This window comes from Pyruvatibacter sp. HU-CL02332, from assembly GCF_040362765.1.
Taxonomy (GTDB): Bacteria; Pseudomonadota; Alphaproteobacteria; order CGMCC-115125; family CGMCC-115125; genus Pyruvatibacter.
In genome coordinates, this window is sequence record NZ_BAABWK010000003.1 from 1 (window position 1) to 16,240 (window position 16,240).

The window sequence follows — 16,240 nt, forward strand, 5'->3', positions numbered from 1 at the left end:
CTCTTCTGTCTTCCTTTGATGGACCCGGCATCAGCCCCGGTCCCGTCTTCGTAATTGGGTATGCGTGTCGCTGGTTACGCCAGCTTCGCGCGAACTTCCTCAGACACCGCGTGCGGTACCTGTTCGTAGTGATCAAACTGCATCGAATACTGGGCACGGCCCTGAGACATTGAACGCAGCGTATTCACGTAGCCAAACATGTTGGCGAGCGGCACCATTGCTGAAATCACAGTGGCATTGCCGCGTGCTTCTGTGCCGGAGATCTGACCACGACGTGAGTTCAGATCGCCAATAACGTCACCCATGTAATCTTCAGGTGTCACGACCTCGACGTTCATGACCGGCTCAAGCAGAACCACACCAAGCTCATCACCTGCTTCACGGAATGCTGCGCGAGCAGCGATTTCGAAAGCCATGATGCTGGAGTCAACGTCATGGTAGGCGCCGTCAATCAGGCGCACCTTGAAGTCAAGCATCGGGAAGCCGGCAAGCATGCCGTTTTCACGAACACTTTCAATGCCCTTCTGCACGCCCGGAATATATTCCTTGGGCACAGAACCACCGACGATCTTGCTTTCGAACTCAAAGCCTTCACCAGGCTCGCAAGGTGCAAACTCAAGCTTCACGCGGGCGAACTGACCAGAACCACCCGTCTGCTTCTTGTGGGTGTAGTCAACAGTTGCCTGCTTGGTGATGGTTTCACGGTACGCCACCTGTGGCGCGCCAACATTGGCCTCAACCTTGAACTCACGCTTCATGCGATCAACAAGGATATCGAGGTGAAGCTCACCCATGCCCTTGATCACGGTCTGACCGGACTCTTCGTCTGACATCACGCGGAAGGAAGGATCTTCCTGCGCGAGGCGCGCGAGCGCCAGGCCCATCTTTTCCTGGTCAGCCTTGGTCTTCGGCTCAACGGCAACCTCGATCACCGGATCCGGGAATTCCATCCGCTCAAGGATAACCGGACGGTTGGGATCACACAGCGTGTCACCAGTCGTCGTGTCTTTCAGACCAGCGATAGCAACGATGTCGCCAGCAGCTGCTTCCTTGATGTCTTCACGGCTGTTGGAGTGCATAAGCAGCATACGACCAACGCGCTCACGCTTTTCTTTCACGGTGTTGAGCACCGAAGAACCAGTCTCAAGCTTGCCGGAATAGATACGGGCGAATGTGAGCGACCCAACGAATGGGTCATTCATGATCTTGAAGGCCAATGCAGCAAACGGCTCGTCATCATCTGACTTGCGATCTGTTTCTTCTTCCGTCTTGGGATCGATGCCCTTAATCGCAGGCACATCCAGCGGAGACGGCATGTAATCGACCACAGCGTCGAGAAGTGGCTGCACACCCTTGTTCTTGAAAGCCGTACCGCAAAGCACAGGCACAAAAATCTGCTCAATCGCACCCTTGCGGATCAGCGCCTTGAGGCCAGCCTCATCAGGCTCGTTGCCTTCAAGATATGCTTCCATCGCATCATCGTCAGCTTCAACAGCTGTTTCGATGAGCTTGGCGCGATATTCATCTGCCTGATCCTTCAGATCAGCAGGAATGTCTGTGTATTCGTACTCAGCACCGAGGCTCTCATCTTTCCAGATAACAGCCTGCATCTTCACCAGGTCAACAACACCCAGGAAGTCAGCTTCGATACCGATTGGCAGCTGCGTTACCAGCGGCGTCGCGCCAAGGCGATCGACGATCATGTCAACGCAACGGAAGAAGTCAGCACCCGTACGGTCCAGCTTGTTGACGAAGCACATCCGAGGAACGCTGTACTTGTCGGCCTGACGCCATACGGTTTCGGACTGAGGCTCAACACCGGCAACGCCGTCAAACACAGCAACCGCGCCATCAAGCACACGCAGCGAACGCTCAACTTCAATGGTGAAGTCCACGTGGCCGGGAGTGTCGATGATGTTGATGCGGTGATCGTTCCAGAAGCATGTCGTAGCAGCGGACGTAATCGTGATGCCGCGCTCCTGCTCCTGCTCCATCCAGTCCATGGTGGCTGCGCCATCATGAACTTCACCGATCTTATGCGAACGGCCCGTGTAATAGAGGATGCGCTCAGTAGTCGTCGTCTTACCCGCATCGATGTGAGCCATGATGCCGATATTGCGATAGTCTTGGAGCGGTGTTGTGCGCGAAGACATGAGTGAAGCCTCTAAAACCTAAAATTCAAAACGGGCAGTACGTAGAACCGGATCGCCGCAGCGAACTACCAGCGATAGTGCGAGAAGGCACGGTTGGCTTCAGCCATCCGGTGTGTGTCTTCACGCTTCTTGATTGCAGCGCCACGGTTGTTGGCTGCATCAAGCAGCTCACCAGCCAGGCGATCAGTCATTGTCTTCTCGTTGCGAGCACGAGATGCAGAAATCACCCAACGAATGGCAAGCGCACGGCGCCGCTCAGGGCGAACTTCAACGGGGACCTGGTAGGTCGCACCACCAACACGGCGGGAGCGCACTTCCACTGCAGGCATCACATTTGTGAGCGCATCGTGGAACATCTGAACCGGGTCCTGGCTCGTCTTGTCCTGCATCTGGTCGAAGGCACCGTAAACAATGCGCTCGGCAGCAGACTTCTTGCCGTCATACATCAGGCAATTCATGAACTTGGTAACAACCTCGTCGCCAAACTTGGCGTCGGGGATGACTTCGCGTTTTTCGGCGCGGTGACGTCGTGACATTTTCTAAACTCCCCGCCCTATTTCGGCCGCTTGGCGCCGTATTTCGAACGACGCTGCTTACGGTCCTTGACGCCCTGGGTATCCAGAACGCCGCGAATGATGTGATAGCGAACGCCGGGAAGGTCCTTCACACGGCCGCCGCGGATCATCACCACGGAGTGTTCCTGAAGGTTATGGCCTTCACCCGGAATGTAGCTTGTGACTTCGAAGCCGTTGTTGAGGCGCACACGAGCAACCTTACGCAGAGCCGAGTTCGGCTTCTTTGGGGTCGTCGTATAGACACGGGTGCACACGCCACGCTTCTGCGGGCAGGCTTCCATGGCTGGCACCTTGGTCCGCTTGATCTGCGGCTGGCGCGGCTTGCGGATGAGCTGGTTAATCGTCGGCATAAGAGCTTTTCGACGCCTTCTCTGACTTACAGCCCACTTGCATGGGCCCTTGAACCAAATCCCCGCCGAAATCGGCCGGGAAAACCTGTTTTTTGAAGAAAACCTTAAAACACGTCGTCCGAATGCGAGTCGGCGCGCCTCGCCGGTTCCACCTGCTCAATGCAGATGATCCAGCGGCACGCCAAATTGGACCAGTCGGACAAATCCCGAAAGGTCCAAAAAACGCAGAGGAACCAGAGGGTTAGCCCCAGTTCTTGCTCCGGTAGAGTGCTCTTTGGCTTTCTTTGACAACGTTTAGGCTGGGGCTTGAGCCACCTGAATCGCCTACTGCTTGCCTCAAAAGTTGGCGGAAACTAACTATCCACCCCCTGCACGTCAAGGCCGATGTCGCAGAATTTGGCGGGAAATCCCGAACTTATCTGCATATCAGCCAATCCCGCCTCACAAAGGCGGAAAACTGGGGCTGCCGGGCAGATCCCGGCAGCCCCAATGTTGTTTTAGGCGACCTCGTCTGCCTCTTCGCCCTCGCCCTCTTCAATGGCGGGAGCAACAACGCCGCGGCTGTCCATGATCGTCTCATCGCGACCAGCAGCTTCGTTCTTGAGGCGGTTGAGGAGCGCGCCTGTGCCGGCCGGGATAAGCCGACCCACAATGACGTTTTCCTTCAGGCCAATCAGGTGGTCCTGCTTACCGTTCACGGAAGCATCCGTGAGAACACGGGTAGTTTCCTGGAACGACGCAGCTGAGATGAACGACCGTGTCTGCAGCGACGCCTTGGTGATGCCCAGCAGAACCGGGTTTGCCTCAGCAGGCGTGCCGCCTTCAGCGATCACCTTCTCGTTGATCTCGTCAAATTCGACGCGATCAAGCTGTTCTGCTTTCAGCAGCGGTGTCGTGCCGGCATCCGTGACTTCAACTTTTTGCAGCATCTGGCGAACAATCACCTCGATGTGCTTGTCGTTGATGTTCACGCCCTGCAGTCGATAGACCTCCTGAATTTCATTGACGAGGTAGCGAGCAAGCTCCTCGACGCCTGAAACGGCCAGAATGTCATGCGGCGCTGGGTTGCCATCAAGCAGGTACTCGCCCTTTTCAATGAAGTCACCTTCACGAACGGTGAGGTGCTTGCCCTTCGGAATGAGATATTCCGTCGGCTCTTCACTCTCATCCTTGGGACGAACAACAATCCGGCGCTTGTTCTTGTAGTCGCGGCCAAACTCAACGACGCCATCAGCTTCTGCGATGACGGCATTGTCCTTGGGACGACGTGCTTCGAACAGTTCAGCCACACGTGGCAGACCACCCGTGATGTCACGGGTCTTTGCACCTTCCGTTGGAATACGTGCAACCACGTCACCAGCATGGATCTCCGCACCGTCTTCAACGGACAGAATGGCATCCACAGCGAGCAGGTAGCGGGCTTCGTTGCCATTGGCGAGCTTCAGCACCTGGCCATTTTTGCCCTTGACCACAATCGCCGGCTTGAGATCGGCAGACCGCGTAGACGCACGCCAGTCGATCACAACCTTGGATGAGATACCTGTTGCTTCATCCGCTACTTCACGGATGGTCACCCCTTCGATCACATCTTCGAAGCCGATGATGCCATCACGTTCCGTGAGGATTGGCAGGGTATACGGGTCCCACTCAGCCATACGCTGACCGCGATCCACCGTGTCACCATCCTTCACACGCAGGCGTGTGCCGTAGGACAGACGGTGTGTTGCGAGTTCGATACCTTCAGCATCAGACACCACAAGCTGCGAAGAGCGGCCCATGACGATGACATTGCCAGAGGAGTCCGTCACAAGTTCCGGGTTAGCGATTGTCACTGTACCGGCATGGTTGGATTCAATGAATGATGAATCCACCACCTGCGCCGTACCACCAATATGGAAGGTACGCATGGTCAACTGCGTGCCGGGCTCACCGATAGACTGAGCTGCAATTACGCCGATTGCTTCACCCATGTTCACCGGTGTACCGCGAGCAAGGTCACGGCCGTAGCACTTACCGCACACACCGCCGCGCGTTTCGCACGTCAGCACAGAGCGGATCAGCACCTGCTGGATACCGGCTTCTTCAACCGCATCAGCAAGAGGCTCAGTGATCTCTTCGCCCTTGGGCACGATCACGTCACCCGTAGACGGGTGAACAATGTCGTTGGCAGGCGTACGGCCAAGGATCCGGCTGCCAAGAGAGGCAAGCACTTCACCACTATCAAGCACCGCACCAACGGTCAGACCATCTTCAGAACCACAATCAGGTTCCGTGATGATGCAGTCCTGTGCCACGTCAACAAGACGACGGGTCAGGTAACCGGAGTTAGCAGTCTTAAGAGCCGTATCAGCCAGACCCTTACGGGCACCGTGGGTTGAGTTGAAGTACTCAAGCACGGTCAGGCCTTCTTTAAAGTTCGAGATAATCGGCGTTTCAATGATCTCGCCTGACGGCTTGGCCATAAGGCCACGCATACCGGCAAGCTGCTTCATCTGCGCGGGCGAACCACGGGCGCCTGAATGGGACATCATGTAGATCGAGTTGATGTCCTTGGTGCGGTTGGTTTCCTCGTCGATCTGGACAGATGAAATCTTGCCCATCATCTCTTCGGCAACCTTGTCTGTGCACTTGGCCCAGGCATCCACAACCTTGTTGTACTTTTCGCCCTGCGTGATCAGACCGTCGATGTACTGCTGCTCATACTCATTCGCGAGTGTGCGCGTTTCATCAACAAGACCGGTCTTCGTTTCCGGCACCACCATGTCGTCCTTGCCGAACGAAATGCCGGCACGGCAGGCACGGGCAAAGCCGAGACCCATGATGCGGTCACAGAAGATGACCGTCTCTTTCTGGCCTGTGTGACGATACACAACGTCGATGACGCCGGAGATCGCCTTCTTGGTCAGAAGCTGGTTCACAAGGTCATAGGGCACGTTCGGGTTACGCGGCAGTAGATCACCAACCAGCATACGACCAGGTGTCGTATCCACGATCATGGTGACGTCGTCGCCATTCTCGTCCTTGGTGATCCAGCGTGCCTTTACCTTGGCGTGCAGAGTAACGGAGCCCGCATCAAGTGCATGCTCGATCTCTTTCACGTCAGAGAAGACCATGCCCTCGCCCGGCTCGTTTTCTTTTTCGAGCGACAGGTAGTAGAGGCCAAGAACAATATCCTGCGACGGCACAATGATGGGGGTGCCATCAGCCGGGTGCAGAATGTTGTTTGTGGACATCATCAGCACACGTGCTTCGAGCTGGGCTTCAAGCGACAGCGGCACGTGAACGGCCATCTGGTCACCATCAAAGTCAGCATTGAACGCAGCACAGACCAGCGGGTGAAGCTGGATGGCCTTACCTTCGATCAGTGTTGGTTCGAAAGCCTGAATGCCAAGACGGTGAAGTGTCGGCGCACGGTTGAGCATTACCGGATGTTCGCGGATCACCTCTTCGAGGATGTCCCACACTTCCGGCTTTTCTTTTTCAACCAGTTTCTTCGCCTGCTTGATCGTCGCCGCAAGGCCCTTGGCTTCAAGGCGCGAGTAGATAAACGGCTTGAACAGTTCAAGCGCCATCTTCTTGGGCAGACCACACTGATGCAGCTTAAGCTCGGGACCCACCACGATGACCGAACGGCCAGAGTAGTCCACGCGCTTGCCGAGCAGGTTCTGACGGAAACGGCCCTGCTTGCCCTTGAGCATGTCGGAGAGTGACTTCAGCGGACGCTTGTTGGCACCGGTGATGACGCGGCCACGGCGACCATTGTCAAACAGGGCATCAACAGCTTCCTGCAGCATGCGCTTTTCGTTCCGGATGATGATGTCCGGTGCACGCAGCTCCATCAAACGCTTCAAACGGTTGTTCCGGTTGATCACGCGACGGTAGAGGTCATTGAGGTCAGAGGTCGCAAAGCGGCCCCCATCAAGTGGCACCAGCGGACGCAGTTCCGGTGGGATGACCGGAACAACAGTCATGATCATCCACTCAGGACGGTTGCCGGATTCCATGAAGGCTTCAACAACCTTCAGGCGCTTGGCCAGCTTCTTGGGCTTGAGCTCAGTGGTTGCTTCGGCGATCTCGACGCGCAGCTCAGCAGCGGTCTTTTCAAGATCAAGCGTCATCAGCATGTCGCGGATGGCTTCAGCGCCGATGCCCGCGGTAAATGCGTCTTCGCCGAACTCGTCCTGCGCGTCAGCGTATTCTTCTTCCGTCAGAAGCTGGTGCAGCTTCAACGGTGTCAGGCCTGGCTCAGTGACGATGTAGCTTTCAAAGTAGAGCACGCGCTCCAGATCCTTGAGCGCCATATCCAGCAGAAGGCCGATGCGCGATGGCAGGGACTTCAGGAACCAGATGTGAGCAACAGGAGCTGCAAGCTCAATGTGGCCCATGCGCTCACGCCGGACCTTTGAGAGCGTTACTTCAACACCGCACTTTTCGCAGATGATGCCTTTGTACTTCATCCGCTTGTACTTGCCGCACAGGCACTCATAGTCCTTGATCGGACCAAAGATGCGCGCACAGAACAGACCGTCACGCTCAGGCTTGAACGTACGGTAGTTGATCGTTTCGGGCTTCTTCACCTCGCCAAACGACCACGACAGGATCTTCTCGGGAGAGGAGATCGAAATCTTGATCGCATCAAACGTCTCAGCGACGCCTGAGGGGTTGAAGATATTGCTGAGGACTTCCTGGTTCATGAACCGCCTCTTAGGGGTGCCCCTGCCCGCCTGATGTTCAGCCGGTCCAGGGTAGGACTACAAAAAATGATTTGGCGGTTCGGACCCGCTTAGGTCCGAACCGCAAGTCGCTATCGCCTATGTACTTGTGGTCTGCAGCTCGACGTTCAGGCCGAGTGACCGCATCTCCTTAACAAGCACGTTGAAGCTTTCGGGAATGCCCGCTTCGAATGTGTCGTCGCCACGCACGATGGCTTCGTACACCTTGGTACGGCCAGCAACGTCATCCGACTTCACAGTGAGCATTTCCTGGAGCGTGTATGCAGCGCCATAGGCCTGCAGTGCCCATACTTCCATTTCACCGAAGCGCTGGCCGCCGAACTGCGCCTTACCACCCAGCGGCTGCTGCGTAACAAGCGAGTACGGTCCGATCGACCGGGCGTGGATCTTGTCATCCACAAGGTGATGCAGCTTCAGCATGTAGATGTAGCCAACCGTTACCGGACGGTCGAACTGTTCACCTGTACGACCATCATACAAAGTTGACTGACCTGACCCGTCGAGACCGGCTTTTTCAAGCATGTCCACAACATCGCCTTCATGCGCGCCATCAAACACTGGCGTTGCAATCGGAACACCCTTTTGCAGGTTGGTGCCAAGCTCAATCAGACCATTGTCATCAAGCTCATCCAATGTCGGCTCATCGCCATACACATTCTCAAGCGTCTTCTTGAGTTCAATGAGCTTGCCTTCAGCCTTGTAGGCCTCAAGTGCATCACCAATCATCTTGCCAAGGCCGGCACTGGCCCACCCCATATGGGTTTCCAGAATCTGGCCCACATTCATGCGGCTCGGCACACCCAGCGGGTTCAGCACGATGTCCACATGGGTACCATCTTCCAGATACGGCATGTCTTCGATCGGGTTGATCTTGGAGATCACACCCTTGTTGCCATGACGACCGGCCATTTTGTCACCGGGCTGCAGCTTGCGCTTCACAGCCACGAAGACCTTGACCATCTTCATCACGCCAGGTGGCAGTTCGTCACCACGCTGCAGCTTCTCGACCTTGTCTTCAAAGCGTGCATCAAGACGCTTCTTACCATCGTCATACTGCTTCTTCAGCGCTTCGACATCAGCCATGGCCTTGTCGTTCTTCAGAGCAATCTGCCACCACTGGCCCTTGGAAAGTTCTTCCAGGATCGCAGGTGTCACCTTGCTGTCTGGCGCCATGTCATTTGGACCAGAAGCAACCTGCTTGTTCAGCAGCATTTCTTCCAGACGACCAAACACGTTGCGCTCAAGGATCGCGAGTTCGTCATCGCGGTCTTTTGCAAGACGCTCGATTTCTTCCCGCTCAATCGCCAGCGCACGTTCGTCCTTGTCCACGCCGTGGCGGTTGAACACGCGCACTTCAACGACCGTACCCGCAACGCCCGGAGGCAGCTTGAGAGATGTGTCGCGAACGTCAGACGCTTTTTCACCGAAGATGGCACGCAGAAGTTTTTCTTCCGGTGTCATCGGGCTTTCACCCTTCGGCGTGATCTTGCCGCAGAGGATATCGCCCGGATGCACTTCAGCACCGATGTAAACAATGCCCGCTTCGTCGAGGTTGCGCAGCGCTTCCTCGCCTACGTTCGGAATGTCACGAGTGACTTCTTCTGGTCCAAGCTTCGTATCACGGGCAGCAACTTCGAACTCTTCGATGTGGATCGACGTAAACACGTCGTCCCGCACGATGCGTTCGGAGATGAGGATGGAGTCCTCAAAGTTGTAACCGTTCCACGGCATGAACGCGACGAGTACGTTACGACCAAGAGCAAGCTCACCAAGATCCGTAGACGGACCATCGGCCATGATGTCGCCGGCTTTGACCCGGTCACCAACCTTCACCAGCGGACGCTGGTTCATGCAGGTGTTCTGGTTAGAACGCTGGAACTTACGCAGGTTGTAGATGTCCACGCCTGACTTGGAGTTGTCAGTTTCTTCCGTTGCGCGCACCACGATGCGGGTAGCGTCAACCTGATCGACAACACCTGTACGGCGAGCGGCTACAGCCGCACCTGAGTCATGGGCAACAACGCTTTCCATGCCGGTACCGACGAGAGGCGCATCCGCCTTCACCAGCGGCACAGCCTGGCGCTGCATGTTTGATCCCATGAGCGCACGGTTGGCGTCATCGTTTTCAAGGAATGGAATGAGTGCTGCGGCAACCGACACCAGCTGGCGTGGCGACACATCCACAAAGCCCACTTCTTCACGTGGCATCATCAGCACGTCGCCGGCGCGACGGGCAGCAATTAGTTCATCCGTAAACGTACCATCAGCCTCAATGGCGACGTTCGCCTGGGCGATGGAGTAACGGCCCTCTTCCATGGCGGAAAGGTAAACGACCTCGTCCGTCACAACGCCTTCGTTCACCTTGCGGTAAGGCGTTTCAATGAAGCCGTATTTGTTCACCCGGCTGTAGGTAGCCAGTGAGTTGATCAGACCAATGTTCGGGCCTTCCGGCGTTTCAATCGGGCAGATACGACCGTAGTGGGTTGGGTGCACGTCACGAACTTCAAAGCCCGCACGTTCACGCGTCAGCCCGCCTGGTCCAAGCGCTGAGAGACGACGCTTATGCGTGATCTCTGACAGCGGGTTTGTCTGGTCCATGAACTGGGACAGCTGGGACGACCCAAAGAACTCACGCACAGCCGCCGCAACTGGCTTGGCGTTGATGAGGTCCTGGGGCATCACCGTGTCGATGTCGACAGAACCCATGCGTTCCTTGATGGCGCGCTCCATACGGAGCAGTCCAACACGGAACTGGTTTTCCATCAGCTCACCAACAGAGCGAACACGACGGTTGCCGAGGTGGTCAATGTCGTCGATTTCACCGCGACCATCACGCAGATCCACCAGCGTCTTGATGACGGCCAGAATGTCGTCACCGCGCAGGACGCGAACAGTGTCTTCTGCATCCAGATCAAGGCGCATGTTCATCTTCACGCGACCGACGGCAGAAAGGTCGTAGCGTTCGCTGTCGAAGAACAGGCTGTCGAACAGCGCCTGAGCTGTGTCCGGGGTTGGCGGCTCACCGGGACGCATCACACGGTAGATGTCTACCAGCGCCTGATCCTTGTTGGTGGCTTTGTCCACAGCCAGCGTGTTGCGGATGTAGCCACCCACATTCACCTGGTCAATGTCGAGAACTTCGATGGCCTTGATACCGGCCTCTGCAAATGTCTCGAACAGCTCTTCGGTAATTTCTTCGCCGGCTTCAGCAAAGATTTCACCGGTTTCTTCGTTGATCATCTCGGTGGCAATGAACTGCCCGATCAGATCTTCAGGCTGCATCAGCAGCTCTTTGACGCCCTCTTCGATGAGCTTCTTGCCAAGACGCGGCGTGATCTTGCGACCCGCCTCAATGACAACGTCACCCGTTTTGGCATCTACCAGATCAACAGCTGGCTTGATGCCGCGCATGCCTTCTGGATTGAACGGCGTCTTCCAGCCGTCCTTGGTCTTCTTGTAGGCAATCTTGCCGTAGAACAGATCAAGGATCTGCTCGCTGTCCATGCCAAGCGCATAGAGGAGCGTCGTCGCCGGAATTTTACGGCGACGGTCAATACGGCAATGCACGATGTCCTTGGCGTCAAACTCAAAGTCGAGCCAGGAACCGCGATACGGGATAACGCGTGCAGCAAACAGAAGCTTGCCGGACGAATGCGTCTTGCCCTTGTCGTGGTCAAAGAACACACCAGGCGAGCGGTGCATCTGGGAAACGATCACGCGCTCCGTGCCATTGACGATGAACGTGCCGTTCTCCGTCATCAGCGGCATGTCGCCCATATAGACGTCCTGCTCCTTGATGTCCTTGACGGACTTGGCGCCGGTATCTTCGTCCACATCAAATACGATGAGGCGGAGTGTCACCTTCAAAGGCGCAGCGTAGGTCATGCTGCGCTGCTGGCACTCTTCTGTGTCGTATTTGGGATCTTCAAAAGAGTACGACACAAATTCCAGCGTCGACGTCTCCGCATAGTCAGAGATCGGGAAGACCGAGCGGAAAACCGCCTCAAGGCCCTCATCCGGCTTGCGATCAGCCGGGTCGGTCAGAAGGAAATGGTCATATGACTGTTTTTGAACCTCAATGAGGTTCGGCATTTTAGTCACTTCGGGGATGTGACCAAAAAATTTGCGGATACGTTTGCGGCCAGTAAAGGACTGCGACATCAAGTGTCCTCGCACATAAGCGAATCAGGGGCATGGCATCCAGCAAGCGGACACCACGAATTGAGGGTCGGCACAGACGGACTTAGAGTCCGGTTCACCACGCGCTGACAGGTCCAATTCGTCAGGGTTTCCCCTGTATTCCCGTAACCTGGCATGCGCAAAAGCGACGCATGCGCCGGCCCCGCTATAAGACGGAACCAGCGCATCGCCACTCGATGTATATGGGTAAGACCGAATATGGCCTTCCCCGATCTTCAGCGCAAGGGGGGTGCCCAAAAGGCACCCGCCTCACAAAAGAAGAATATCTGTGAACTACTTGAGTTCGACAGATGCGCCGGCTTCTTCCAGCTTCTTCTTCATTTCTTCGGCTTCCGCCTTGGGAACATCGCCCTTCACTTCCTTCGGGGCACCTTCAACAAGCTCTTTGGCTTCCTTCAGGCCCAGACCAGTGATGGTGCGGACTTCCTTGATGACGTTGATCTTCTTGTCGCCTGCGCCTGTCAGAACAACAGAGAACTCTGTCTTTTCTTCAGCGGCTTCGCCACCAGCGGCTGCGCCACCGGCTGCTGCAACTGCAACAGGTGCTGCGGCGGAAACGCCCCACTTTTCTTCAAGCATCTTTGAAAGCTCAGCGGCTTCCAGGACGGTCAGGGCTGACAGGTCGTCAACGATCTGCTCGAGATTTGCCATTTTTCGTAATTCCTTAGTTTCGTAATACCGCTTCTGACGGTAGGTATGTGATGAGTGAATGACTGCCTGTGAGCGGATGCTCTAGGCGGCATCCCCCTGTTCTGCTTTGGCTGCAATAACGCGAGCGACCTGACCGCCGGGTGCTGCGAGCACTCCTGCGATACGGGTTGCTGGCGTGTTGAGCATTCCCACAATCTTGCCCCGGAGCTCGTCGAGGGATGGCAGGTCGGCAAGTGCCTTCACGCCAGTCTCGTCAAGCACGGTATCTCCCATGATGCCACCACGGATAATGAGCTTGTCATTAGCCTTGGCGAACTTCGCGAGGATCCGTGGTGCTGCAACCGGGTCTTCAGAGACGCCGATTGCAGTTGGGCCAGTAAACAGATCAGTGATCTCGGATGCTGGCGTACCTTCCAGAGCACGTTTTGCCAGACGATTTTTCGTTACCCGAAAACTCGCACCAGCTTCGGCCATGTCGCGACGAAGCTCGGAAAGCTCCGCAACGTTAAGGCCTGAATAGTGGGTCACCACGACCACACCGGCGTCACTGAAGACACCGTTCAGGGTCGAGACGAGCGCATCTTTTTCAGCGCGTTCCACGTGGCTCTACTCCAACTTTTGGGCTTCACTGCGCTGCAGGAATACCTGCAAACGAACAAAGCCCGGTGGCAATAGTCGTAATCCAGCAAAGCTGGGTCACGACGCTCAATTGCCTGTCCGCCAATGCTGGGGATCTCTCCCCTCACACAACATCGGCCAGAAGCGGCCCGAAATCGGGTCGTCCCGTCTAATGCAGGCGGTCATTAAGTCCTCCGGAACACGTCCCTTGGACACCCGCAGTCACGGACAGGGCAAGGCCGGTTTCCCGGCCTCATCCCTCCCGCCAGCCATGCCAGCGAGAGCGAATTTCGCAACGCATCCAAAGGGATACGCTCTATTCCTTAGCCTTCAGACGAAAGGCTTGAAGGATCAATCTTTACACCAGGGCCCATTGTCGAGCTGATGCTGACACGCTTGATGTAGTTGCCCTTTGCGCCAGTCGGCTTGGCCTTCTGCACAGAATCCACAAACGCTGTGATGTTCTGGCTGATCTGTTCAGCAGAGAAGCTGGCTTTGCCAACGCCTGCCTGCAGTACGCCGGCCTTCTCAACGCGGAACTCAACTGCACCGCCCTTGGCTGCTTTCACAGCTTCAGCAACATCAGGTGTCACCGTGCCAACCTTGGGGTTTGGCATCAGGTTGCGCGGACCAAGCACCTTACCCAGACGACCGACGAGCGGCATCATGTCTGGTGTCGCAATGCACTTGTCAAAATCGATCTTGCCGCCCTGCACTTCTTCCATCAGGTCTTCAGCACCGACGATATCAGCACCGGCTGCCTTGGCTTCGTCTGCCTTGTCGCCTTTAGCGAACACAGCAACACGGGCACCACGGCCTGAACCGTTGGGAAGTGCACATACGCCGCGGACCATCTGGTCAGCGTGGCGTGGGTCAACACCAAGGTTCATGGCGACTTCAACAGTCTCATCGAACTTGGACTTAGCACCGTCCTTGATGAGCTGAACAGCTTCATCAAGAGTGTAGAGCTTCTTGCGATCAATAGCTTCGCGTGAAGCGGTAATCTTTTTGCCTGCTTTTGCCATGACTTAGCCCACCACCTCGATACCCATGGAGCGCGCGGAGCCAGCGATAATCAGGGCTGCGGCGTCGATGTCGTTTGCGTTGAGGTCAACAAGCTTCTCTTCCGCGATTTCGCGGACCTGCTTCATGGTGACCTTGCCTGCCACTTCAGAACCTGGCTTCTGAGAGCCCTTGTTCAGCTTGGCGGCTTTCTTGAGGTAGTAGCTTGCCGGTGGCTTCTTCGTGATGAACGTGAAGGACTTGTCCTGATAGATCGTAACGATCGTTGGGACAGGCATGCCATTTTCCATGCCCTGCGTCTTGGCGTTGAACGCCTTACAGAATTCCATGATGTTCAGGCCACGCTGGCCGAGGGCCGGGCCGATGGGAGGTGACGGATTGGCCGCCCCTGCCGGCACCTGAAGTTTCAGGTACCCGATAATCTTCTTCGCCATTATTGCTCCTTCCAGGCCCCTCAAAAGCGAGAGAAAACCTGACTTTTTACTTCGAAGGATTGTGGTGCGGCACTGGCTGTGCCTCCCACAAAGTCTCAACGTGAAAACGCCCCAATCCATGTCCGGCAAACCCGGTCAGGAGCGAGGCGCTTCATCCAAGGCCGCAGGAAATACCCCAAAGTCCTTGGAATTACTAGAGGGCTGACTGATTTTTCAGCCAGCCGCAAATCGCTAGGTTTTGTCTACCTGAGCGTATTCAAGCTCAACGGGGGTCGGACGACCAAAGATTGACACGGCAACCTTGAGACGCGTTGCTTCCTCGTCGACTTCCTCAACAAGGCCCGTGAACGATGCAAACGGACCATCGACAACACGAACCTGCTCGCCAATCTCGAAAGAGATCGAAGGCTTGGGACGATCCACACCTTCCTGAACCTGGTTCACAATGCGATCGACCTCAGCCTGACTGACCGGCTGCGGTTTGGACTCAGACCCAAGGAAACCCGTGACCTTTGGCGTGTTCTTCACCAGGTGAAAGGCTTCATCCGTCAGATCCATCTTCACCAGCACGTAGCCCGGGAAGAACTTGCGTTCCGTATTGACCTTCTGGCCGCGGCGGACTTCCACCACTTCCTCAGTCGGCACCAGCACTTCCTCAAAGCAATCCTCGAGGCCCTGCTGAACAGCCTGTTCCTTGATGCTCTCTGCCACCTTCTTTTCGAAGTTGGAGTAGCTGTGGACGATGTACCAACGATGCGCCATGTGCGCGGATATCCTTGTTTGGTGGCCCTGCCCGATATCGGGAGGCCGGTGTTTCTCAGGCTGCGACGCTCAGGCTTAAAGGCTGAGGTTCAACAGCAGCTGCACGCCCCAGCTCATGATCTGGTCGGCAACAAAGAAGAAAATAGAAGCAAGCGCGACCATGATGAAAACCATGACGGTCGTGATCGCGGTCTCACGGCGGGTCGGCCATGTCACCTTAGACGTCTCAGACCGCACCTGCTGGGCAAATTCCAGCGGCCCGGTCTTCTTCTTTTTCGCTACGTCTTTTGCCACGCTCTTATCGCGCCTTTATCGCTTGTCGTCCTGCAAACTCTCAGGACTGGATACATGCCTTGCGGGATACTTCCGCGCTTGGCCCTGCCGCCTCACCTAACTCACTCGGTGCGGCTGGCAGGAGTGGAGGGACTCGAACCCCCAACCCCCGGTTTTGGAGACCGGTGCTCTGCCAGTTGAGCTACACTCCTAAACCGGCGAACGGGGGCAACTTTTTGTAGCTGCCCCCATACGCATTACTCGATGATTGCTGCAACGACGCCAGCACCCACGGTGCGGCCGCCTTCACGGATAGCGAAGCGCAGCTTCTCTTCCATGGCAATCGGTACGATCAGCTCAACAAGCATCTCGCAGTTGTCGCCAGGCATCACCATTTCAGTGCCTTCCGGCAGTGACACAACACCCGTCACATCCGTCGTACGGAAGTAGAACTGCGGACGGTAGTTC

General features: G+C 56.1%; 12 protein-coding genes and 1 tRNA gene. All 13 read right to left on the reverse strand.

Annotated features, from left to right (window positions below; all coding sequences use genetic code 11):
- Positions 1-74 precede the first annotated feature (74 nt).
- A complete protein-coding gene (gene fusA / locus ABXH05_RS16340) occupies positions 75-2,153 on the reverse strand; it encodes an elongation factor G (protein ID WP_353562450.1) in 2,079 nt (692 codons plus the stop codon).
- Positions 2,154-2,218: 65 nt separating this feature from the next.
- Entirely contained in the window at positions 2,219-2,689 is a 471-nt protein-coding gene (rpsG, locus tag ABXH05_RS16345; protein WP_348138881.1) for a 30S ribosomal protein S7, read from the reverse strand.
- A 17-nt stretch (positions 2,690-2,706) separates the two neighbouring features.
- Positions 2,707-3,078, reverse strand: a complete 372-nt coding sequence (gene rpsL / locus ABXH05_RS16350) for a 30S ribosomal protein S12 (RefSeq protein WP_348138883.1) — start codon at positions 3,076-3,078, stop codon at positions 2,707-2,709.
- 497 nt (positions 3,079-3,575) lie between these two features.
- Positions 3,576-7,772: a DNA-directed RNA polymerase subunit beta' gene (gene rpoC / locus ABXH05_RS16355; RefSeq protein WP_461496299.1), complete on the reverse strand. Its 4,197-nt coding sequence runs from the start codon at positions 7,770-7,772 to the stop codon at positions 3,576-3,578.
- A gap of 117 nt (positions 7,773-7,889) precedes the next feature.
- Complete coding sequence (gene rpoB / locus ABXH05_RS16360) at positions 7,890-11,975, reverse strand: DNA-directed RNA polymerase subunit beta (RefSeq protein WP_353562453.1); 4,086 nt, start codon at positions 11,973-11,975, stop codon at positions 7,890-7,892.
- 309 nt (positions 11,976-12,284) lie between these two features.
- Positions 12,285-12,662, reverse strand: a complete 378-nt coding sequence (rplL, locus tag ABXH05_RS16365; protein WP_348138889.1) for a 50S ribosomal protein L7/L12 — start codon at positions 12,660-12,662, stop codon at positions 12,285-12,287.
- Positions 12,663-12,743: 81 nt separating this feature from the next.
- Entirely contained in the window at positions 12,744-13,262 is a 519-nt protein-coding gene (gene rplJ / locus ABXH05_RS16370) for a 50S ribosomal protein L10 (RefSeq protein ID WP_348138891.1), read from the reverse strand.
- A gap of 341 nt (positions 13,263-13,603) precedes the next feature.
- Entirely contained in the window at positions 13,604-14,305 is a 702-nt protein-coding gene (rplA, locus tag ABXH05_RS16375; protein WP_353562456.1) for a 50S ribosomal protein L1, read from the reverse strand.
- A 3-nt stretch (positions 14,306-14,308) separates the two neighbouring features.
- Complete coding sequence (rplK, locus tag ABXH05_RS16380; RefSeq protein WP_348138895.1) at positions 14,309-14,737, reverse strand: 50S ribosomal protein L11; 429 nt, start codon at positions 14,735-14,737, stop codon at positions 14,309-14,311.
- 231 nt (positions 14,738-14,968) lie between these two features.
- Positions 14,969-15,499, reverse strand: coding sequence for a transcription termination/antitermination protein NusG (gene nusG, locus ABXH05_RS16385; protein WP_043949299.1), 531 nt, complete (start codon positions 15,497-15,499; stop codon positions 14,969-14,971).
- 75 nt (positions 15,500-15,574) lie between these two features.
- Entirely contained in the window at positions 15,575-15,793 is a 219-nt protein-coding gene (gene secE / locus ABXH05_RS16390) for a preprotein translocase subunit SecE (protein ID WP_348138898.1), read from the reverse strand.
- A gap of 115 nt (positions 15,794-15,908) precedes the next feature.
- Positions 15,909-15,984, reverse strand: a tRNA-Trp gene (locus ABXH05_RS16395).
- A gap of 45 nt (positions 15,985-16,029) precedes the next feature.
- The coding region (locus ABXH05_RS16400) for an EF-Tu C-terminal domain-related protein (RefSeq protein ID WP_502947733.1) at positions 16,030-16,240 on the reverse strand (211 nt) is incomplete at its 5' end.

Bases quoted from the DNA above. Each gene is read 5' to 3' on its own strand.
- fusA (WP_353562450.1), bottom strand. From the start codon at position 2,153: ATGTCTTCGCGCACAACACCGCTCCAAGACTATCGCAATATCGGCATC.
- rpsG (WP_348138881.1), bottom strand. From the start codon at position 2,689: ATGTCACGACGTCACCGCGCCGAAAAACGCGAAGTCATCCCCGACGCC.
- rpsL (WP_348138883.1), bottom strand. From the start codon at position 3,078: ATGCCGACGATTAACCAGCTCATCCGCAAGCCGCGCCAGCCGCAGATC.
- rpoC (WP_461496299.1), bottom strand. From the start codon at position 7,772: ATGAACCAGGAAGTCCTCAGCAATATCTTCAACCCCTCAGGCGTCGCT.
- rplL (WP_348138889.1), bottom strand. From the start codon at position 12,662: ATGGCAAATCTCGAGCAGATCGTTGACGACCTGTCAGCCCTGACCGTC.
- rplA (WP_353562456.1), bottom strand. From the start codon at position 14,305: ATGGCAAAAGCAGGCAAAAAGATTACCGCTTCACGCGAAGCTATTGAT.
- rplK (WP_348138895.1), bottom strand. From the start codon at position 14,737: ATGGCGAAGAAGATTATCGGGTACCTGAAACTTCAGGTGCCGGCAGGG.
- nusG (WP_043949299.1), bottom strand. From the start codon at position 15,499: ATGGCGCATCGTTGGTACATCGTCCACAGCTACTCCAACTTCGAAAAG.